The sequence below is a fragment of the Silvania confinis genome (assembly GCF_025564085.1).
GTDB lineage: Bacteria > Pseudomonadota > Gammaproteobacteria > Enterobacterales > Enterobacteriaceae > Enterobacter > Enterobacter confinis.
Window position 1 is genome coordinate 228,165 of sequence record NZ_JAMGZJ010000077.1, and the last position, 19,179, is coordinate 247,343.

The window sequence follows — 19,179 nt, forward strand, 5'->3', positions numbered from 1 at the left end:
TTTTTGAAATCATAGCGTCTATTAACGCAGCAGGGACAGCATCGCCTGTGGAACCTGGTTTGCCTGAGACAGTACAGAAGTACCAGCCTGCTGCAGGATCTGCGCGCGAGACATGTTGGAAACTTCGGTCGCGTAGTCAGCATCCTGGATACGGGACTGTGCAGCAGACAGGTTAGAGATAGAGTTGTTCAGGTTGTTGATGGTAGATTCGAAACGGTTCTGAATCGCACCCATGTTTGAACGCGCGGTATCAATTTTGGTGATAGCGTTGTCAGCAGCGGTGATGAATGCTTTAGCGGTGGAGTTGTTGGTGATAGTACCGGTCAGGCCAGTATCCAGGCTCGTCGCTTTAGCATCGATCAGTGCACCAGTTGAACCAGTGGTGATAGAGATGGTATCAGTTGTACCAGTACCTGCGCCAACCTGGATGCTCAGGGATGCAGTCAGGCTACCGTCCAGCAGTTTTTTGCCGTTGAAGTTAGCTGCGCCAGCGATACGGTCGATCTCACTCAGACGCTGAGTAATTTCAGTGCTGACTGAAGCGTAGTCGGTAGTACCGTTAGTGTCGTTCGCAGCCTGAACAGCCAGCTCACGGATACGCTGTAAGTTGGTGTTGATTTCGTTCAGGTTACCTTCAGCGGTCTGAACCAGGGAGATACCGTCGTTGGCGTTACGCGCCGCCTGGGTCATACCTTTAACCTGAGCGGTCATACGGTTAGCAATTGCCTGACCAGCAGCATCGTCTTTAGAGCTGTTGATACGCAGACCGGAGGACAGACGCTCGATAGCAGTGCCCAGGGAAGACTGAGATTTGTTCAGGTTGTTCTGAGTGGTCAGGGACAACAGGTTAGTATTGATAACAGCCATAATTTTAATTCCTTCAAAATGGGTTCTAGGTCGGTGCCTAACACTCACGGCGTCTCTCACCGTCTTCAAGGTTATCGACGCTCAGGCAATAGACTTTAGAAAATATCTCATAAAAAATTTATCTTTATGTTTTTTAAGGTGTTTTTATGAGTTTGGTTCTCAATGTATTTTGTCACTATCTAAAATTGCCGTGGAATATCAACGCGGTTCTCACCTTAAGAGGGTGCGAGCAGGAGACAGACTGCAAAGAAAACCTCAACCGATGTATAAGCACCCAATCAAAGGACGTTTATTGCGCGATTTATTTTTTCGGCATGGCGTAAACTTTTCAGCGTTTTGGCCGATATAGGACTGAAACAACCCTTGGAAAGGAATTATTTATGGCGACTATCAGCAACCTCGGAGTGGGGATGCCAGGCTTGTCAGATCTGTACGATAAGTTACAGGCTGCAGAAGAGATAAAGCTCACGGCTATCGCCACGCAAAAAACCAAGTATGACGCGCAGATCACCGGTTATGGCAAATTACAGAGCGCCCTCACCACTCTGCAAACCGCTGCGGCTAAACTGGGGAATGCCGATACCTGGAACTCAACCTCAGTTACCAGTACCAATACTGCTTTCTCGGCGACCACCACCACAGGGGCAAACGTCGGCGAATTCACGATTAATGTCAGCAAAATTGCCAAAGGTCAGGTTCTGACGACCAAACCTGGCACCATTGACAGCAACACCAAACAGCTGGGCGGAACCACAGGTACTGACAGCCGTACTATCACCATCACCCAGGCCGGTGCCGACAGCAAACCGATGACGGTCACGCTCGCCGACGGTGACACCTCCCTGAACGGGATTGCTAAAGCCATCAACGCAGCCAATGGCGGCGTATCAGCCAGTATTGTGAGAGCAGATAACGGTGATTACCGTCTGATGCTGTCTTCAAAAACTACCGGTACGGACTCGGATATGACCGTGACGGTAACCGGCGATGATACGCTGAAAGCGGTGATCGGCAGCGATGCGCTTGATAAACAGGTTCCTTCGCAAAACGCCGTCATTAATGTTAACGGCATTGATATCATCCGCCAGAGCAATACTGTGACGGACGCGTTGCCTGGGGTCACATTAACCCTGAAAGCGAAAAGCACAGCGGATGAAACCCTGTCAGTTACGCGTTCAACTGCTGATAACAAAAAAGCCGTTACCGACTGGGTTACTGCTTATAACTCCCTGCAATCGACCATTGCTTCTCTGACCAAATACGAACCGCCTGCTGTGGGTGCGACCGCCCAGAATTCAAGCAACGGCGTATTGATGGGCGACAGCACTATCAGGGGAGTACAGTCAGATCTGCGTGCTTTATTGACCAATGTGCAGGAAGGCTCCTATGCCATTATGGCGCAACTGGGTATTACTCAGGATCCGTTAAAAGGCGCTGACGGCGCGTTAGGCAATCTGAAAATCGACGACAAGAAGTTGACTCAGGTGTTAACGGATGACCCGGCAGGCGTACAGGCTTACTTTACCGGCGACGGTAAAACCACCGGTTTCGCCACCCAAATGAATAACAAGCTGACCGATATGCTGAGCACTTCTACAGGTAAAGAAGGCGTTATTCAGAGTGCGAAAGACGGTATTAACATTACGCTGAAATCCATCGGCAAGCGCTATGAAGCGATGGAACTGACCATTGAAGCCACCATGGCGCGTTATAAAAAGCAATTTAGTGACTTAGATTCACTGGTCACCAAATTCAATGGAACGGCCAACTACCTGACGCAACAGTTTAAAACAAGCAGCTGATAATAAAGGAATTAATATGTATAACAATTCTGGTGTTCAGGCCTATCAGAAGGTAGGTCTTGAATCTGCCGTCTTGAGTGCCAGCCCACACCAGTTGGTTGTCATGCTGTTTGACGGTGCTTACAGCGCGCTCGTGCGAGCGCGCCTTTTTCTTGAACAGGGTGATATTCCTGCGAAAGGCGAGGCCCTGTCTAAAGCCATCAACATCATCGACAACGGTTTAAAAGCTGGCCTGAACATGGATGTCGAAAGCGACTTACCCGGTAATCTCGCGGCACTTTATGACTATATGGTTCGCCGTCTGTTGCATGCGAATTTACGTAATGATGTTGAGGCGATCGTTGAGGTTGAGGGCTTATTGAATAACATTGCGGATGCGTGGAAACAAATCGGTCCCAATGCTTCCTCTATTTCAGGATAATTTTGATGAACAATCCCGGTACTGTTCTCAATAACTGGCATGCTTTGCATGCCCTTAGTATCGCCATGCTGAAACTCGCGCATTCCGGTCAATGGGATGAGCTGATCGAAAAAGAGATGGAGTATGTTCAGCTCGTCGAGGGCATCGCACAAAATCCCATCTCGGCCTGCCCGCCCGCGCAGATTGAACAGGCGCGCTTTATCCTGGAAAAAGTCCTGCAGAATGAGACTGAGTTGAAAGGGTTGTTGAAGACAAGGATGGATGATCTGCGTAATTTAATTACCCAGACCGGCAAACAACAGTCAGTCACCTCAACCTACGGCAAGCTGTCAGGCAATATTCTTTATCCGGAAAATTTAACTCGCGACCCACAGTTATGATTTTGATGATCCATACTCCAGAAGTCCGCCTAAATGGCTTCTGGAGCAAGGAAGATGAAAAACCCCACCCTCTTACAGTTTTTCCATTGGTATTACCCTGACGGCAGCCAGCTCTGGCCGGAAGTGGCCGATCGCGCTGACGGTTTAAACGATATCGGCATTAACATGGTCTGGCTTCCCCCGGCATATAAAGGGGCTTCTGGCGGTTACTCGGTTGGCTACGACTCCTACGATCTGTTCGATCTCGGCGAGTTCGATCAAAAAGGCTCCACCCCTACCAAATACGGCGACAAAACCCAGCTGCTCACCGCCATCGAGGCGCTCAAGCGCAACGACATCGCGGTGCTAATGGACGTGGTGGTAAACCACAAAATGGGCGCTGACGAGAAAGAGCATATCCGCGTCCAGCGGGTCAATGCCGACGATCGGACCCAGATCGACGAAGAGGTTATCGAGTGCGAAGCCTGGACCCGCTACACCTTCCCGGTGCGGGCCGGTCAGTACTCGCAGTTTATCTGGGATTACAAATGCTTCAGCGGCATCGACCACATCGAAAATCCCGATGAAGACAGCATCTTCAAGATCGTCAACGACTACACCGGCGACGGCTGGAACGATCAGGTCGATACCGAGATGGGTAACTTTGACTATCTGATGGGCGAGAATATCGACTTTCGCAATCATGCGGTCACCGAAGAGCTCAAATACTGGGCGCGCTGGGTGATGGAGCAAACCCAGTGCGACGGTTTTCGTCTCGATGCGGTAAAACATATCCCGGCATGGTTCTATAAAGAGTGGATAGAGCATGTGCAGGAAGTGGCACCGAAGCCGCTGTTTATCGTGGCGGAATACTGGTCGCCGGATGTCGATAAATTGCAGCACTATATCGACCAGGTGGACGGCAAGACGATGCTGTTTGACGCCCCGCTGCACATGAAATTCCACGAAGCCTCTCTCCAGGGCCGCGATTATGACATGAGCCAGATTTTTACCGGCACGCTGGTAGAAGCCGATCCGTTCCACGCGGTGACGCTGGTCGCTAACCACGACACCCAGCCACTCCAGGCGCTGGAGGCCCCGGTCGAACCCTGGTTTAAACCGCTGGCCTATGCGCTGATCCTGCTGCGCGAAAACGGCGTACCGAGCGTCTTCTATCCGGATCTGTACGGCGCCAGCTATGACGATACCGGCGGTGACGGCGAGACGTACCACATCGATATGCCGGTGATTGAGCACCTCGACCAGCTGATCCTTGCCCGCCAGCGCTTTGCCCACGGCATCCAGACCCTGTGGTTCGATCACCCCAACTGCATTGCTTTCAGCCGCAGCGGTACCGACGAGGATCCCGGCTGCGTGGTGGTGCTCTCCAACGGTGACGAGGGTGAAAAGACCATCGCGCTGGGCGAGAACTACGGCAACCGGAGCTGGAAAGACTTTCTCGGCAACCGGGAAGAAGTGGTCACCACCGACGAAAACGGTGAAGGCGTGTTTACCTGCAATGGCGGTAGCGTCAGCGTGTGGGTGATGGAGGCGGTGTTGTAATGAAGGGATAGCCGGGCGGCGATGCCTGCCCGGCTTTCACAAATCTTATGGCAGCTTGCTGAGCAGCGGATTTTTGCTCAGATACGCCGCACACTCTACGGTCGGACGATCAACGCGCTGCAGGGTCATGCCGTCATACTCGATAGCACTGCCGTCACGTTCCAGCGGGTAGACATCCCGCTTGATGGTCACGTTGTAAAAATCATCTGAACGCAGCATGATTTTACCCGGCACGGCAACCACTCGCACCCATTGACGACAATCGAGGGTATCGCCCTCTTGCGTCACCACCAGCGTCGCGATCGCTTCCGGGCTGACCATCGCGCTTTGCGGCCCTTTCGACTGCCAGTAGCCCGCCATCTCTGCCGGGACGGGATGTTTAATCACATCCTCATATTTTTCGACCTGCACACAGCCCGTTAGCGCCAGCAGCCCTGCCATCATTGCTATTTTTTTCATCATTTATCCGTCTACGGAGAAAAAAAAGAGTGTGGCATTAAAGGCATCTCGTCGCCAGCGTCATAAACACTAAAGTGTTCAATCAGGCTCACACAGGCAATAAATATTAAACCCCTGAAAATCTGTGCCGATATATAGATAAAAATTGCAGAACCTCTTTCGCTTTAATAAAAAGGACATTCAGTGAACATTGAAACAGATAGCGATTGCACGGGCATCGATCCCAACCATCACCTGGCCTCCTTTTTTGACGTTATTAGCTACAGCGATGGTTTACATAGCTTTATACCAAAGCAGTTTTTTCAGAACTGGTTAGGCGAGCCTTCTGACACAGGTTCAATGCATCTTGGGAAATGTTCGGGATTTGGTATTGGTTCAATCGTTAAATATGATGCGGGTCGGCAAAATCTCAAGGTGGGAAGATTTGTCTCTGGGGGGTTGAGGGTAAAACTCTTACTCAATGGCCAACACGAGATGAGGACCATGTCCACGTCCATGCTGATGTTTCATCATCCTGACCTGCAACACCCTGCACAGCCGCAGTATGGCGATTCAGTCATTAAAAATGATGTCTGGATAGGCGATGAGGTGATGATGCTTGGCGGTGGTGTCATTGAAAATGGCTGCGTGATTGGCGCGCGCTCACTGCTTCCACCCAATTTCAAATCAGAGCCGTTCGGGATTTATGCCGGGACGCCAGCACGTTTAATTCGTTTCCGTTTTTCTGACAACATCATTGAATCACTGCTGGAGCTGGAGTGGTGGGCACAGCCAGACTTGCTGAATTGGCTGAAGGTCATTAATCCCTACTTCCTGACTGATTTTACTGTCGATGAGGCGAAGACAATTGCGTTGCTTGAAGAACTGAAAGCCATTAAAGCGAGCTGGTTACACGTTCACCAGCCCCAATAAAATGTTGGCGCGTTGCCAGTATCAGGGCGCGCCAGACCTAAACCTGCATGCTCATTACGTCCTGATACGCCTGCATCAGTTTATTACGCACCTGAATGCCCATCTGCATCGATACCGACGCTTTTTGCATATCGGCCATCACATCGTTCAGCGCGATACCCGGCTCGCCGAGCGTGAATTTCTCAGCCTGCGTGCGGGCAGCGCCCTGGGTCTCACTGATCCGGTCCAGCGCAGCGTGCAGCTGGCCGGCGAAACTGACGGTAGGCTGCACGTCAGCAACGCTCTGATTGCGGGCGGTCATTGCCGTCGCCTGCAACTGGCTGATGACGCTTTCAATACCCTGTATTGCCATGACTTTCCCCTGATGGATTTTTACGCGCTCAAGAGTACCAGTCTGTCAATGAGATAAAGGCGTTAAATAGCGTGAAAAAACCAGGTTATTTGGCCCATAGAATTTCCTGATTCAACAAATAATGGCACGGCCATGATTATGGAATTTTTGTTGTGTTTGCCGACCCGGGAGTCTGTTTTGTTTCTCAACACGATTAATGTCATTCACGAAGAGCTACGAGGTGCGCGATGAGTGCGACAGCAACGACCGGCCCTCAAACTAAATCTCTCGAATGGATGAGCCGCCTGCGCGCGAACCCTAAAGTACCGTTGATCGTGGCAGGTGCTGCCGCTATCGCCATTCTTGTCGCCATGGTCTTATGGGCAAAACAGCCCGACTATCGCACGCTGTTCAGCAATCTCTCCGATCAGGATGGCGGCGCCATCGTCACCCAGCTCACCCAGATGAATGTCCCCTACCGCTTCGCGGATAACGGCGGCGCACTGGAAGTCCCTGCCGATAAAGTTCACGAACTCCGCCTGCGCCTTGCGCAACAAGGTCTGCCAAAAGGCGGCGCGGTCGGCTTTGAATTACTGGATCAGGAAAAATTCGGCATCAGCCAGTTCAGCGAGCAGGTTAACTACCAGCGCGCGCTGGAAGGCGAATTGGCCCGCACCATCGAAACGCTGGGGCCGTTGAAAAGCGCCCGCGTTCACCTGGCGATGCCAAAACCGTCACTGTTCGTTCGCGAACAAAAAGCCCCTTCCGCTTCCGTCACCGTCAATCTGCAGCCTGGTCGTGCGCTGGATGAAGGACAAATCAGCGCCGTCGTACATCTGGTTTCCAGCGCCGTAGCAGGTTTGCCACCGGGTAACGTGACGCTGGTGGACCAGGGCGGGCACCTGCTCACCCAGTCCAACACCGCCGGGCGCGATCTGAATGACGCGCAGCTGAAATACGCCACCGACGTGGAAGGCCGCGTGCAGCGCCGCATCGAAGCCATTCTTGGCCCGATTGTCGGCAACAGTAACGTCCACGCCCAGGTCAACGCGCAGATTGATTTTGCCAATAAAGAGCAGACCGAAGAGCAGTACAGCCCGAATGGCGATGCCTCCCGGGCGGTGATGCGTTCGCGTCAGCTGAACGAAAATGAACAGGTTGGCGGCAATAATCCTGGCGGCGTGCCGGGTGCGCTCTCTAACCAGCCTGCCCCGGCCAACGCGGGCCCGATTACTACGCCGCCGCAAAACCCGCAGAACGGCCAACAGGCAAATGCGCAGCAACAGCAGCAAACCACTACCACGGCGGCCAACAGCGGGCCACGTACCAGCAGCCGCAACGAAACCACCAACTACGAAGTCGACCGCACCATCCGTCACACCAAAATGAACGTCGGCGATGTTGAGCGTCTCTCGGTAGCCGTAGTGGTCAACTATAAAACCCTGCCGGACGGTAAACCGCTGCCGCTGACCACCGAGCAGATGAAGCAGATTGAAGACCTGACCCGTGAAGCAATGGGTTACTCAGAAAAACGCGGCGACACCCTTAACGTGGTGAACTCACCGTTCAGCGCGGTTGACGATGCCAGCGGTGAGCTGCCGTTCTGGCAACAGCAGGCGTTTATCGATCAGCTGATCGAAGCCGGTCGCTGGCTGCTGGTGCTGATTGTCGCCTGGATCCTGTGGCGTAAAGCGGTGCGTCCGCAGCTGGTTCGCCGTGCAGAAGAAGTTAAGGCTCTTAAAGAGCAATCCCTGCAACGTCAGGAAACCCACGAAGCCGTGGAAGTTCGCCTCAGCAAAGACGAACAGGTGCAACAGCGTCGGGCAAATCAGCGCCTGGGCGCTGAAGTGATGAGCCAGCGTATTCGCGAAATGTCAGATAACGATCCGCGCGTCGTGGCGCTGGTCATTCGCCAGTGGATGAGCAACGAAAATGAGTAACCTTTCCGGAATAGATAAAAGCGCCATTCTGCTGATGACCATTGGCGAGGATCGGGCGGCAGAGGTGTTCAAACACCTCTCCCAGCGCGAAGTACAGATGCTCAGTGCGGCGATGGCCAACGTGCGGCAGATCTCCAACAAACAGCTCACCGACGTGCTGGCCGAGTTTGAGCAGGAAGCGGAACAGTTCACCGCGCTCAACGTCAACGCCAACGAATACCTGCGTACCGTGCTGGTCAAGGCGCTCGGCGAAGAGCGTGCCGCCAGCCTGCTGGAAGATATTCTCGAAACCCGCGACACCGCCAGCGGCATCGAAACGCTCAACTTTATGGAGCCGCAGAGCGCTGCCGACCTGATTCGCGACGAACACCCGCAGATCATCGCCACCATCCTGGTTCACCTCAAGCGGGGCCAGGCGGCGGATATTCTGGCGCTGTTCGACGAACGTCTGCGTCACGATGTGATGCTGCGTATCGCCACCTTCGGCGGCGTGCAGCCAGCGGCGTTGGCGGAACTGACCGAAGTGCTGAATGGCCTGCTCGACGGCCAGAACCTCAAGCGCAGCAAAATGGGCGGCGTGAGAACCGCGGCCGAGATCATCAACCTGATGAAAACGCAGCAGGAAGAGGCGGTTATTACCGCTGTGCGCGAATTCGACGGCGAGCTGGCGCAGAAAATTATCGACGAGATGTTCCTGTTCGAAAACCTGGTCGACGTGGACGATCGCAGTGTCCAGCGCCTGCTTCAGGAAGTGGACTCCGAATCGCTGCTTATCGCCCTCAAAGGTGCCGAACAACCGCTGCGCGAGAAGTTCCTGCGCAACATGTCCCAGCGTGCGGCAGATATCCTGCGCGACGATCTGGCTAACCGTGGCCCGGTACGTCTGTCTCAGGTAGAGAACGAACAGAAAGCCATCCTGCTTATTGTGCGTCGTCTGGCCGAAACCGGCGAAATGGTAGTTGGCAGCGGCGAGGATACCTATGTCTGATGAACTGCCGTGGAAAATCTGGAAGCCGGATGACCTCGCCCCTCCTCTCGCCGAATTTGTTCCCGCCACCGTCGCTCCGGTGCTGGCCGGGGACGAAGAAGGCGAGCCTGAACTCAGTGAAGAGGAGCAGCGCGCCCAACAGCTGGCGCAGATCCAACTTCAGGCCCACGAGCAGGGTTACACCGCCGGCATGAACGAAGGCCGACAAAAAGGTCAGGAGCAGGGTTATCAGGAAGGGCTGGCCCAGGGGCTTGAGCAAGGGCTGGCGCAGGCGCGTTCCCAGCAGGCACCGATCCACGCCCGCATGCAGCAGCTGGTCAGCGAATTCCAGAATACGCTTGATGCACTGGACAGCGTGATCGCCTCGCGTCTGATGCAGATGGCGCTGGAGGCTGCTCGTCAGGTGATCGGCCACACGCCGCCGGTCGATAACTCGTCATTGATCAAACAGATTCAGGGCCTGCTGCAGCAGGAGCCGCTGTTCAGCGGCAAACCGCAGCTGCGCGTCCACCCGGACGATCTGCAGCGGGTGGAAGAGATGCTCGGCGCGACCCTCAGCCTGCACGGCTGGCGTCTGCGCGGCGATCCGACCCTGCATCACGGCGGCTGCAAAGTGTCTGCCGATGAAGGGGATCTGGATGCCAGCGTGGCGACGCGCTGGCAGGAACTGTGCCGCCTGGCGGCACCGGGAGTCATCTGATGACCGCGCGCCTCACCCGCTGGCTGAACAGCCTCGACAACTTTGAAAACAAGATGACGCAACTGCCGTCCGTGCGTCGCTACGGCCGTCTGACCCGCGCCACCGGTCTGGTACTGGAAGCCACCGGCCTGCAGCTGCCGCTGGGTGCGACCTGCATTATCGAGCGCCAGGACGGAAACGAGATCCGCGAAGTCGAGAGCGAAGTGGTCGGCTTTAACGGCCAACGGCTGTTCCTGATGCCGCTGGAAGAGGTCGAAGGGGTACTGCCGGGTGCCCGCGTGTATGCCAAAAATTTCTCCGCCGACGGACTGCACAGCGGCAAACAACTGCCGCTCGGTCCGGCGCTGCTCGGCCGGGTGCTGGACGGTGGCGGCAAACCGCTGGATGGCCTGCCCTCCCCGGATACCACCGAAACCGGGGCGCTGATCACTCAGCCTTTTAACCCCCTGCAACGTACCGCAATTGAACATGTCCTGGATACCGGCGTACGCCCAATCAACGCCCTGCTGACCGTCGGTCGCGGCCAGCGTATGGGCCTGTTTGCCGGTTCCGGCGTCGGTAAATCGGTGCTGCTCGGGATGATGGCGCGCTACACCCAGGCCGACGTGATCGTGGTGGGGCTGATTGGCGAACGTGGCCGTGAAGTCAAAGATTTTATCGAGAACATTCTCGGCACCGAGGGGCGCGCCCGTTCGGTGGTGATTGCCGCACCAGCGGATGTCTCTCCCCTGCTGCGTATGCAGGGTGCCGCGTATGCCACGCGCATCGCGGAAGATTTTCGTGACCGCGGTCAGCACGTGCTGCTGATCATGGACTCCCTCACCCGCTATGCGATGGCGCAGCGTGAAATTGCGCTGGCGATCGGCGAGCCACCGGCCACCAAAGGCTATCCGCCGTCGGTGTTTGCCAAACTCCCGGCGCTGGTTGAACGCGCGGGCAACGGCATTTCCGGTGGTGGCTCGATCACCGCCTTTTACACGGTGCTGACCGAGGGCGATGACCAGCAGGATCCGATTGCCGACTCGGCGCGTGCGATCCTCGACGGACACATCGTCCTGTCGCGTCGTCTGGCCGAAGCCGGCCACTATCCGGCGATTGATATCGAAGCGTCGATCAGCCGTGCGATGACCTCACTTATCAGCGAGAAGCACTACGCCCGGGTGCGTAACTTCAAACAACTGCTCTCCAGCTTCCAGCGCAACCGCGATCTGGTCAGCGTCGGCGCCTATGCAAAAGGCAGCGACCCGATGCTCGACAAAGCCATCACGCTGTGGCCGCAGCTGGAAGCCTATCTGCAACAGGGTATTTTTGAAAAAGCCGACTGGGAAAGTTCGATCCAGATGCTGGAGTATATTTTCCCGCAGGCGTAATCAGGATAGAGGGCGAACGTTATGGCGCAACACGGCGCATTAGCCACGCTAAAAGATCTGGCCGAGAAGGAAGTGGATACTGCCGCCCAGCAGCTTGGCGCCATGCGCCGCGGGCATCAGCAGGCTGAAGAGCAGCTGAAGATGTTGATTGACTATCAGCATGAGTATCGCACTAACCTCAACAGCGATATGACCCAGGGCATCGGCAGCCAGCGCTGGATCAACTATCAGCAGTTTATCCAGACCCTGGAGAAAGCGATCGATCAGCATCGTCATCAGCTGGATCAGTGGCACAACAAAGTCGACAAGGCGCTGAATTTCTGGCGCGAAAAGAAGCAGCGTTTACAGGCCTGGCAGACGTTACAGGATCGCCAGCTTACCGCCGCCGCCCTTGCCGAAAACCGTCTCGATCAGAAAAAAATGGATGAGTTCGCCCAGCGCGCATCAATGAGGAAACCGGAATGATCACAGTGCAACAACTGCTTTCGAGCGATACCGAGCTTGCTGGCAGCGCCCGCGGCGGGAAAGCCGCCGATGGCGCGCAGGACTTTCTTGCCCTGCTGACGGGGGCATTAACCGATGCGCCGGGGCTGGGCAAAGAAGCAGGACTGACGCTCAATGATTTGCACGCCGCAGGCGCTAAGCTGCCGAAAGTGGGCCTGACCGCGGACGCAGAAGGCAAAGAAACCGGCAAACTGGCAGAGCTGCTGGCGCGGTCTGAGATCGTCACCGGCGACGACAGCGCACCACTGGCCGCCCTGCCAGGGCTAACCAGCGGTCTGCTGCCTACCTCCAAAGGCGAGGTGCTGAAAACGCTGGTTCAGGCCGTCAAAGAAGCCGACAGCAAAACCGACCTCAGCGACGAAGAGCTGGCCGGATTAAGCGCCTTAATGGCGATGCTGCCGCACCAGCAGACGGCAACCACCGCCGCGCCTAAACCGGTGAAGGCTGATGCGCTCGGGATCCAGACCACGCCTGCGAGCAACAGCCGCCAGCCGGCACTGGATACCGATGCATTGCGCAGTGCAAAAACCGTCGCCCAGGATAAAGATGCAGCGTTAGTCTCGAATACGCAGCTGAACCCAGCGATGGCGGCCACCGTCAACAAACAGGACGCAGAGAGCACGCCATCACCGAGCGGCCCAACCGCCACGATGGCCCCGATCCTCAGCAGCCAGTCGTCTGCCGCGCCAGCGCCTGCCGCAGTCCCGGTGGTGAGCGCGCCGCTCGGCAGCGGTGAGTGGCAGCAGACTGTCAGCCAGCACATCACTTTGTTTACCCGTCAGGGCCAGCAGAGCGCCGAACTGCGCCTGCACCCGGAAGATCTGGGTCAGATCCAAATTTCGCTTAAACTGGATGATAACCAGGCGCAGCTGCAGATGGTGTCAGGTCATAGCCATGTGCGTGCTGCACTGGAGGCGGCTCTGCCGATGCTGCGTACCCAGCTGGCGGAAAACGGTATCCAGCTGACGCAAAGCAACATCAGCAGCGAAAACTTCAGCGGCCAGCAGCACGCTGCGTCTCAGCAACAGCAGCATGCGTCCCGCTCCGGTAATCAGGGCGGATTTGACGAAGAGAGCGATGAACTGCTGGCCACCCCGGCCTCGCTGCAGTCCGTGGCGCGTGGAAACGGCGCCGTGGATATCTTCGCGTAAACGCCAGAGGTAGCGTGATTATCCCCGTCTTTTCCACCCTTTGACGGTGACAGGACACGGGATAATCATCTTATTAGCAGTCCCGAAACAGGAAGCACGCATCAGATGACTGACTCCGTTATCACCAAAAAAAGTAAGCGTTCCATCTGGATCCCGCTGCTGGTGTTAATTACGCTCGCCGCCTGCGCTACTGCGGGCTACAGCTACTGGCGTATGAACAAAGCGCCTTCTGCCGAAGCCAAAGTCGAGCCGCTACCACCTGCCGCACCGGTCTTTTTCGCGCTGGATACGTTTACCGTTAACCTGGGTGACGCGGAACGCGTGCTGTACGTGGGGATTACGCTGCGTCTGAAAGACGACGCGACCCGTGCGCGCCTGAGTGAGTACCTGCCGGAAGTGCGCAGCCGTCTGCTGCTGCTGTTCGCACGCCAGGATGCTTCCCAGCTCTCGACCGATGAAGGTAAGCAGAAGCTGGTAGACGCCATTAAGCAAACGCTGGCCGCCCCTCTGGTGAGTGGTCAACCTAAGCAGGAAGTCACTGACGTTCTGTATACAGCCTTTATTTTGCGGTAACGACATGGGCGACAGTATTCTTTCACAGGCGGAAATCGATGCGCTGCTCAACGGCGACAGCGATAAGAGCGATGAACCCGCACCGGGTTCGGCGGGCGAAAGCAATATTCGCCCCTACGATCCTAATACGCAGCGCCGCGTGGTACGCGAACGGCTTCAGGCGCTGGAGATCATCAACGAACGTTTTGCCCGTCAGTTCCGTATGGGGCTGTTTAACCTGCTGCGCCGTAGCCCGGATATCACCGTCGGGGCGATCCGCATTCAGCCGTATCATGAGTTTGCCCGCAACCTGCCGGTGCCAACTAACCTGAACTTGATCCACCTGAAACCGCTGCGCGGCACCGGCCTGTTCGTGTTTTCGCCGAGCCTGGTGTTTATCGCGGTGGATAACCTGTTCGGCGGCGACGGACGTTTCCCGACCAAAGTTGAAGGCCGCGAGTTCACCCATACCGAACAGCGGGTCATCAACCGGATGCTGAAGCTGGCACTGGAATCCTACAGCGACGCGTGGAAAGCCATTAACCCGCTGGAAGTGGAGTATGTCCGTTCCGAGATGCAGGTGAAGTTCACGAACATCACCACCTCGCCAAACGACATCGTGGTCAACACCCCGTTCCACGTGGAGATCGGCAACCTGACCGGCGAGTTCAACATCTGCCTGCCGTTCAGCATGATTGAGCCGCTGCGCGAAGTGCTGGTGAACCCGCCGCTGGAAAACTCCCGTAATGAAGACCAGAACTGGCGTGAGAACCTGGTCCGCCAGGTACAGCACTCTCAGCTGGAGCTGGTGGCGAATTTTGCCGATGTGCCGCTGCGCCTGTCACAGATCTTAAAATTAAAACCCGGCGACGTGCTGCCGATCGATAAACCCGATCGCATCATTGCCCATGTGGATGGCGTGCCTGTCCTGACCAGCCAGTACGGCACCGTGAACAATCAATACGCGCTACGCGTTGAGCACTTGATCAACCCGATTTTGAATTCTCTGAATGAGGAACAGCCCAAATGAGTGATATGAACAATCCGTCCGATGACAATAACGGAGCAATGGACGATCTGTGGGCTGAGGCATTAAACGAGCAAAAAGCACCGGCCAGCAAAAGCGTGGCCGATGCGGTGTTCCAGCAGCTGGGCGGCGGCGACGTCAGCGGCACGCTGCAGGATATCGATCTGATTATGGATATCCCGGTCAAGCTGACCGTGGAGCTGGGCCGCACCCGGATGACCATTAAAGAGCTGCTGCGCCTGACCCAAGGTTCGGTGGTGGCGCTCGATGGCCTCGCCGGTGAGCCGCTGGACATCCTGATCAACGGCTACCTGATTGCCCAGGGTGAAGTGGTGGTGGTTGCCGATAAATACGGCGTGCGTATCACCGACATCATCACCCCATCCGAACGTATGCGTCGTCTGAGCCGTTAAGCATGAACACCCAGGCCACCGTCTCTCAACCCTCTGCGGTACCCGGTTCGCCGCTGCTGCAGGTCAGCGGTGCGCTGCTGGGGATTATTGCCTTTATTTTGATTGCTGCGTGGCTGGCAAAACGCGTCGGGCTGGCGGGAAAAACCGCCGGAGCACGCGGTCTGAAACTGTGCGCCAGCACTTCGTTAGGTCCACGCGAGCGGGTGGTGATTGTTGAAGTTGACGACGCCCGGCTGGTGTTGGGTGTGACGGCCTCTCAGATTAACCTGCTACACACCTTGCCCCCTGCGCCCGTCGTTGACGACAGCCGCACCGATGTTGCACCGGATTTTCAGTCGGTGATGAAGAGTTTGCTTAAGCGTTCCGGGAGATCGTGATGCGCCCTGTGTTGTCCCTTACGCTTGCAGGTCTTGCCCTGTTTGCCCCTGCCGTGTCTGCCCAACTGCCGGGCCTGATTTCTACGCCGATGGCCGGTGGCGGCCAAAGCTGGTCTCTGCCGATCCAGACGCTGGTGTTCATCACCTCGTTGACCTTTATCCCGGCCATCCTGCTGATGATGACCAGCTTCACCCGCATCATTATCGTGTTTGGCTTGCTGCGTAACGCGCTGGGTACGCCCTCCGCGCCGCCGAATCAGGTGCTGCTGGGTCTGGCGCTGTTTTTGACCTTTTTCATTATGTCCCCGGTGATCGACAAGATTTATGTCGATGCCTACCAGCCGTTCAGCGAAGAGAAGATCTCGATGCAGGAAGCGATGGAGAAAGGGGCGCAACCGCTGCGTGAATTTATGCTGCGTCAGACCCGTGAAGCGGATCTGGCCCTGTTTGCCCGCCTCGCCAATGCCGGGCCGATGCAAGGACCGGAAGCAGTGCCGCTGCGCATCCTGCTGCCGGCTTACGTCACCAGCGAGCTTAAAACCGCTTTCCAGATCGGCTTTACCATTTTTATTCCGTTTTTGATTATCGACCTGGTGATCGCCAGCGTCCTGATGGCGCTGGGGATGATGATGGTGCCCCCGGCAACCATTGCCCTGCCCTTTAAGCTGATGCTGTTTGTACTGGTGGATGGCTGGCAGTTGCTGGTCGGTTCGCTGGCGCAAAGTTTCTACAGTTAAGGAGCGCGCAATGACCCCTGAATCGGTAATGATGATGGGCACGGAAGCGATGAAAGTTGCGATTGCCGTTGCCGCTCCTCTGTTGATGGTGGCGCTGGTCACCGGCCTGATTATCAGTATTTTGCAGGCCGCCACGCAGATAAACGAAATGACCCTTTCGTTTATCCCGAAAATTATCGCCGTGTTTGTGGCGATCATTATCGCCGGGCCGTGGATGCTGAACCTGCTGCTGGATTACATGCGTAATCTGTTCACCAACCTGCCTTACATCATCGGCTGACTGACGGATGCTGCACTTTACCAGCGACCAATGGATGCACTGGCTGAGCCTCTATTTCTGGCCTTTGCTGCGCGTGCTGGCATTGATCTCTACTGCGCCTATCTTCAGCGAACGCATGGTGCCAAAGCGGGTGAAAATCGCCCTCGGGATCGTCATCACCATTCTCATCGCCCCGACGCTGCCGCCGGTTAACGTGCCAATATTTTCCCCTGCCGCCCTGTGGCTGGGGCTGCAGCAGATCCTGATTGGCGTGGCGCTCGGTTTTACCATGCAGTTCGCCTTTGCGGCTATCCGTACGGCGGGGGAACTGATCGGGTTACAGATGGGCCTGTCGTTTGCGACCTTCTTTGATCCTGCCAGCCATCTCAACATGCCGGTGCTGGCGCGTATCATCGATATGCTGGCTCTGCTGCTGTTCCTGACGTTCGACGGGCATCTGTGGTTGCTGTCGATGCTGGCGGACACCTTCCATACGCTGCCCATTGGCGGCGACCCGGTGAACAGTAACGCATTTATGTCCCTGACCCGCGCGGCGGGGCTGATCTTCCTCAACGGCCTGATGCTGGCGCTGCCGGTCATCACCCTGCTGCTGACCATCAACCTGGCGCTCGGTTTGCTGAACCGTATGGCGCCGCAGCTCTCAGTGTTTGTGATTGGCTTCCCTGTCACGCTGACCGTCGGCATGCTGCTTATTTCTCTGCTGATGCCGATGATTGCCCCATTCTGTGAGCGACTATTCAGTGAATTATTTAATTTGCTGGCCGATATTATTAAAGAGCTCCCGGCGAAATAAATACCCCTGCACTTTATCCTGCTTCTCTGAGGATATTCCTAAAATAAATTATGAGAATCATCCGGCAGGATATATCTGGCGCGGGTTAATTGTTTCCACGCGCCTCACAATACTCAACATTTACTTTACTTTAAGATGATTCCTGGCAAATTATACGTAACTTTACGGGATAGTGAGTTCGCCTGAAAGTCCTTGTTATGCGCGCAGGTAATTTAATTATTTTATCCCGTTTGGTTGTTTAAGAATTATCGGGCAGTGGGTGAATTATCGTTATACATTGAGTGAGGGTATGCCATGTCAACGATCATTATGGATTTATGCAGTTACACCCGGTTAGGGTTAACCGGGTATCTGAACAGCAGGGGGGTAAAAAAACGAGACATCAACGATGTACACACCGTTGACGAACTCGCCGCCGCATGCGACCAGTTCACGCCTGGTGTGGTGTTTATTAATGAGGACTGTTTCATTCACGACCCCGCCAACAGTCAGCAAATAAAGCAGATCATTAATCAACATCCCGCAACCTTGTTTATTGTGTTTATGGCTATTGCCAATCTCCATTTCGATGAATATTTACGGGTACGTCAGAATCTTCTTATTAGTTCGAAGTCCATTACGCCCGAGTCACTGGATGATTTGTTGGGCGATTATTTAAGTAAAGAAATAAACAATCACGCTGAGAAATTTCCGACATTATCATTGAGCCGTACCGAATCGAGTATGCTGCGGATGTGGATGGCGGGTCAGGGTACGATCCAGATTTCCGACCAGATGAATATCAAGGCGAAGACCGTTTCGTCACATAAGGGAAATATTAAAAGGAAAATAAAAACGCATAATAAGCAGGTGATCTACCATGTGGTGCGCCTGACCGACAATGTGACCAACGGTATTTTTGTTAATCTGCGCTGATTCGCGCCCTGAGGTTGTTCCCTAATCTCTGGCTACGCCAGAGATTCTTCTATTACGGCCGTACGCGTCGGGTCAGCCAGATGCCGCCCGACACGCCAGCGACTACTCGACGCTTTCGACAAAAATACCGTCAGGATGGCCAACCTCGTTAAAGAACCAGATACCGAGCGGATAGTCTTCCAGCGAGACCAGGTACATAACCCCTTCACTAAACTGCTCAATAGCCAGCACAACACCCGAACGGCGTGGCCCGCCGTCTGTTTTAACGGTAACCCGATCGTTGACCTTCATAGATTCCTCCTGTGGTTTTGAGCCAGTGTAGAACAAAACGCGAAAACTGGCAGCGCCTTCTCCGCGCGACTGACGCTTTAATCAGCGGTCTATACTTATAGCTGAATTCGGTGAAGAGAGGAATGCACGATGAAGACTGCTAAAGAGTACAGCGAAACGGCAAAACGTGAGGTCAATGTGGATGTCGATGCCCTGCTCGCGGCCATTAATGAGATTAGCGAAAGCGAGGTGCGCCGCGTTGAGGATGACCCTTATCACGTGCGGGTCAACGACCGAGATTACCACACCTGGCGGGAGCTGGCAGAGGCGTTTGAACTTGATATCCACGATTTTAGCGTGTCAGAAGTGAATCGCTGAGGCGAAAAAAATCCCGGTCATGGGGTGACCGGGATGAAACTTGCTTAAGCAAGAAGCACTTGTAAATTCG

At 55.2% G+C, this 19,179-nt stretch carries 24 protein-coding genes; 20 read left to right on the forward strand and 4 right to left on the reverse strand.

Annotated features, from left to right (window positions below):
• Positions 1-21 precede the first annotated feature (21 nt).
• Positions 22-867: a flagellin N-terminal helical domain-containing protein gene (locus M8013_RS15160; protein WP_271268627.1), complete on the reverse strand. Its 846-nt coding sequence runs from the start codon at positions 865-867 to the stop codon at positions 22-24.
• 380 nt (positions 868-1,247) lie between these two features.
• Here M8013_RS15160 and fliD point away from each other — a divergent pair, with 380 nt between their 5' ends.
• The 4 genes from fliD to amyA are packed head-to-tail and all read left to right on the forward strand — an operon-like array spanning position 1,248 to position 5,012.
• A complete protein-coding gene (gene fliD / locus M8013_RS15165; protein WP_271268628.1) occupies positions 1,248-2,669 on the forward strand; it encodes a flagellar filament capping protein FliD in 1,422 nt (473 codons plus the stop codon).
• A 16-nt stretch (positions 2,670-2,685) separates the two neighbouring features.
• The gene (gene fliS / locus M8013_RS15170; protein WP_271268629.1) at positions 2,686-3,090 is read left to right on the forward strand and encodes a flagellar export chaperone FliS; all 405 of its coding nucleotides are present in this window, start codon (positions 2,686-2,688) and stop codon (positions 3,088-3,090) included.
• A gap of 5 nt (positions 3,091-3,095) precedes the next feature.
• The gene (gene fliT, locus M8013_RS15175; protein ID WP_271268630.1) at positions 3,096-3,470 is read left to right on the forward strand and encodes a flagella biosynthesis regulatory protein FliT; all 375 of its coding nucleotides are present in this window, start codon (positions 3,096-3,098) and stop codon (positions 3,468-3,470) included.
• 54 nt (positions 3,471-3,524) lie between these two features.
• Positions 3,525-5,012: an alpha-amylase gene (gene amyA, locus M8013_RS15180; protein ID WP_271268631.1), complete on the forward strand. Its 1,488-nt coding sequence runs from the start codon at positions 3,525-3,527 to the stop codon at positions 5,010-5,012.
• A 45-nt stretch (positions 5,013-5,057) separates the two neighbouring features.
• Here the strand turns inward: amyA and yedD are convergent, their stop codons facing one another.
• The gene (gene yedD, locus M8013_RS15185) at positions 5,058-5,471 is read right to left on the reverse strand and encodes a lipoprotein YedD (RefSeq protein ID WP_271268632.1); all 414 of its coding nucleotides are present in this window, start codon (positions 5,469-5,471) and stop codon (positions 5,058-5,060) included.
• Positions 5,472-5,654: 183 nt separating this feature from the next.
• On the opposite strand from yedD, the gene M8013_RS15190 reads away from it, so the two are divergent.
• Positions 5,655-6,383 carry an LbetaH domain-containing protein gene (locus M8013_RS15190; protein WP_271268633.1) on the forward strand — a complete coding sequence of 243 codons (729 nt, stop codon included), beginning with the start codon at positions 5,655-5,657 and terminating at the stop codon, positions 6,381-6,383.
• A gap of 37 nt (positions 6,384-6,420) precedes the next feature.
• Here the strand turns inward: M8013_RS15190 and fliE are convergent, their stop codons facing one another.
• The gene (gene fliE / locus M8013_RS15195) at positions 6,421-6,735 is read right to left on the reverse strand and encodes a flagellar hook-basal body complex protein FliE (protein ID WP_271268634.1); all 315 of its coding nucleotides are present in this window, start codon (positions 6,733-6,735) and stop codon (positions 6,421-6,423) included.
• Between the two features lie 227 nt (positions 6,736-6,962).
• Here fliE and fliF point away from each other — a divergent pair, with 227 nt between their 5' ends.
• The 14 genes from fliF to rcsA all read left to right on the forward strand — a co-directional run bounded on the left by fliF (position 6,963) and on the right by rcsA (position 18,461).
• Positions 6,963-8,654: a flagellar basal-body MS-ring/collar protein FliF gene (gene fliF / locus M8013_RS15200; RefSeq protein ID WP_271268635.1), complete on the forward strand. Its 1,692-nt coding sequence runs from the start codon at positions 6,963-6,965 to the stop codon at positions 8,652-8,654.
• Complete coding sequence (gene fliG / locus M8013_RS15205) at positions 8,647-9,642, forward strand: flagellar motor switch protein FliG (RefSeq protein ID WP_271268636.1); 996 nt, start codon at positions 8,647-8,649, stop codon at positions 9,640-9,642. Before fliF ends, fliG begins: the two co-directional genes overlap by 8 nt.
• Complete coding sequence (gene fliH / locus M8013_RS15210; RefSeq protein ID WP_271268637.1) at positions 9,635-10,342, forward strand: flagellar assembly protein FliH; 708 nt, start codon at positions 9,635-9,637, stop codon at positions 10,340-10,342. The genes fliG and fliH overlap by 8 nt, the downstream gene beginning before the upstream one ends.
• The gene (gene fliI / locus M8013_RS15215) at positions 10,342-11,712 is read left to right on the forward strand and encodes a flagellar protein export ATPase FliI (protein WP_271268638.1); all 1,371 of its coding nucleotides are present in this window, start codon (positions 10,342-10,344) and stop codon (positions 11,710-11,712) included. The genes fliH and fliI overlap by 1 nt, the downstream gene beginning before the upstream one ends.
• A gap of 21 nt (positions 11,713-11,733) precedes the next feature.
• Complete coding sequence (gene fliJ / locus M8013_RS15220; RefSeq protein ID WP_271268639.1) at positions 11,734-12,177, forward strand: flagellar export protein FliJ; 444 nt, start codon at positions 11,734-11,736, stop codon at positions 12,175-12,177.
• Positions 12,174-13,367 (forward strand): flagellar hook length control protein FliK, encoded by a 1,194-nt coding sequence (gene fliK / locus M8013_RS15225; protein WP_271268640.1) that lies wholly within the window; start codon positions 12,174-12,176, stop codon positions 13,365-13,367. Before fliJ ends, fliK begins: the two co-directional genes overlap by 4 nt.
• Positions 13,368-13,472: 105 nt before the next feature.
• The gene (gene fliL, locus M8013_RS15230; protein WP_271268641.1) at positions 13,473-13,940 is read left to right on the forward strand and encodes a flagellar basal body-associated protein FliL; all 468 of its coding nucleotides are present in this window, start codon (positions 13,473-13,475) and stop codon (positions 13,938-13,940) included.
• A gap of 4 nt (positions 13,941-13,944) precedes the next feature.
• Complete coding sequence (fliM, locus tag M8013_RS15235) at positions 13,945-14,949, forward strand: flagellar motor switch protein FliM (protein ID WP_271268642.1); 1,005 nt, start codon at positions 13,945-13,947, stop codon at positions 14,947-14,949.
• Positions 14,946-15,359, forward strand: coding sequence for a flagellar motor switch protein FliN (gene fliN / locus M8013_RS15240; RefSeq protein ID WP_271268643.1), 414 nt, complete (start codon positions 14,946-14,948; stop codon positions 15,357-15,359). The genes fliM and fliN overlap by 4 nt, the downstream gene beginning before the upstream one ends.
• Positions 15,360-15,361: 2 nt before the next feature.
• A complete protein-coding gene (gene fliO / locus M8013_RS15245) occupies positions 15,362-15,736 on the forward strand; it encodes a flagellar biosynthetic protein FliO (RefSeq protein WP_271268644.1) in 375 nt (124 codons plus the stop codon).
• Positions 15,736-16,473, forward strand: coding sequence for a flagellar type III secretion system pore protein FliP (gene fliP, locus M8013_RS15250; protein WP_271268645.1), 738 nt, complete (start codon positions 15,736-15,738; stop codon positions 16,471-16,473). Before fliO ends, fliP begins: the two co-directional genes overlap by 1 nt.
• A gap of 10 nt (positions 16,474-16,483) precedes the next feature.
• On the forward strand, positions 16,484-16,753 hold the full coding sequence (fliQ, locus tag M8013_RS15255; RefSeq protein ID WP_271268646.1) for a flagellar biosynthesis protein FliQ: 270 nt from the start codon (positions 16,484-16,486) through the stop codon (positions 16,751-16,753).
• Between the two features lie 7 nt (positions 16,754-16,760).
• On the forward strand, positions 16,761-17,546 hold the full coding sequence (gene fliR, locus M8013_RS15260) for a flagellar biosynthetic protein FliR (protein ID WP_271268647.1): 786 nt from the start codon (positions 16,761-16,763) through the stop codon (positions 17,544-17,546).
• 294 nt (positions 17,547-17,840) lie between these two features.
• Entirely contained in the window at positions 17,841-18,461 is a 621-nt protein-coding gene (gene rcsA / locus M8013_RS15265) for a transcriptional regulator RcsA (protein ID WP_271268648.1), read from the forward strand.
• 102 nt (positions 18,462-18,563) lie between these two features.
• Here the strand turns inward: rcsA and dsrB are convergent, their stop codons facing one another.
• Positions 18,564-18,752 carry a protein DsrB gene (gene dsrB, locus M8013_RS15270; RefSeq protein WP_271268649.1) on the reverse strand — a complete coding sequence of 63 codons (189 nt, stop codon included), beginning with the start codon at positions 18,750-18,752 and terminating at the stop codon, positions 18,564-18,566.
• A 129-nt stretch (positions 18,753-18,881) separates the two neighbouring features.
• On the opposite strand from dsrB, the gene yodD reads away from it, so the two are divergent.
• A complete protein-coding gene (gene yodD, locus M8013_RS15275) occupies positions 18,882-19,109 on the forward strand; it encodes a YodD family peroxide/acid resistance protein (protein WP_271268650.1) in 228 nt (75 codons plus the stop codon).
• Positions 19,110-19,179 lie beyond the last annotated feature (70 nt).